Below are 1,512 nucleotides of genomic sequence, written 5' to 3'. Positions count from 1 at the left end.
CCCCGTTACCTTTTCCGTGGCCCTGAAATGGGGCTCCTGGCCTCCGGGCCCGGCATGACTGTTGCCCCCTGTCGAAGGCATGACCTGGGGGGTGGTGTCACCGTGGCCCGGAGCACCGTTTGACCGCTGATGAGAGGCCTGACCGTCACCTGGCCGAGCGCAATGCCCGGCCGATCGCGGGTGGCAGGTCTGCGTAACGTGGATGCGCGCGTGCGGTGCCGTTGGCCGAGGCCGGGACGGAAGAACGACCACCCTCGGGGGGTGCGGTGCTCGACACCAGTGAGATCGCGGTCTTCCTCGGCCTGGACGTCGGCAAGGGCGACCACCACGGCCACGGCCTGACCGCCGCGGGCAAGACCGTCTTCGACAAGCGGCTGCCCAACAGCGAACCCAAGCTGCGGGCCGTCTTCGACAAACTCACCGCGAAGTTCGGCCGTGTGCTGGTCATCGTGGACCAGCCGGCCTCGATCGGCGCCCTGCCACTGGCGGTGGCCCGGGACTCCGGCTGCGAGGTCGCCTACCTGCCCGGGCTGGCGATGCGTCGCATCGCCGACCTCTACCCCGGCGAGGCCAAGACCGACGCCCGCGACGCCCACGTGATCGCGGACGCGGCCCGCACCATGCCCCACACCCTCCGCGCCCTCGAGCTCGCGGACGAGACCGCGGCCCAGCTGACCGTCCTGACCGGCTTCGACCAGGACCTCGCCGCCGAGGCCACCCGCACCAGCAACCGGCTCCGCGGCCTGCTCACCCAGTTCCACCCCTCGCTGGAACGCGTCCTGGGACCCCGCCTCGACCACCCCGCCGTCACCTACCTGCTGGAGCGACACGGATCACCGGCCGCCCTGCGCAAGGCCGGACGCCGCAGGCTCGTGAGCCTGATACGGCCCAAGGCCCCGCGCATGGCCGAGCGCCTGGTGGACGACATCTTCGACGCACTCGACGAACAGACCGTCGTCGTCCCGGGCACCGGGACACTGGATGCGGTGGTGCCCTCGCTGGCCCGCTCGCTGGCCGCCGTCCACGAACAACGCCGGGCCGTGGAGGCCCAGATCAGCGAGCTTCTGGCGGCCCACCCTCTTTCGAAGGTCCTGACCTCGATGCCCGGCATCGGGGTCAGGACCGCCGCCACCCTGCTGGTCACCATCGGCGACGGCTCGTCGTTCCCGACCGCCGCCCACCTGGCCTCCTACGCCGGCCTCGCACCCGCGACGAAATCCTCCGGGTCCTCCATCCACGGCGAACACGCCCCACGGACCGGGAACCGGCTCCTGAAACGGGCCATGTTCCTGTCCGCGTTCGCCGCCCTGCACGACCCCGCCTCACGCACCTACTACGACAGGCAGCGAGCCCGAGGCAAGACCCACACCCAGGCCCTCCTCCGCCTCGCACGCCAACGCATCAGCGTCCTGTTCGCCATGCTCCGCGACGGGACCTTCTACGAGACCCGCACCCCCGAACCGGCCGCCGCATGACGCGCTCGACCTTGACGAAGGACATAGAGGCACCCCC

General features: G+C 71.0%; 1 protein-coding gene. It reads left to right on the top strand.

Features of this window, described 5'->3' with window-relative positions:
- Window positions 1–266: 266 nt before the first annotated feature.
- A complete protein-coding gene (locus tag ACFW22_RS35840; protein WP_384887867.1) occupies window positions 267–1,475 on the top strand; it encodes an IS110 family transposase in 1,209 nt (402 codons plus the stop codon).
- Window positions 1,476–1,512: the final 37 nt, after the last annotated feature.

The sequence above is a fragment of the Streptomyces sp. NPDC058872 genome (assembly GCF_042743065.1).
Taxonomy (GTDB): domain Bacteria; phylum Actinomycetota; class Actinomycetes; order Streptomycetales; family Streptomycetaceae; genus Streptomyces.
Note: the sequence above shows the minus strand (reverse complement) of the source record. Positions and strands in the feature narration are given on the sequence as shown.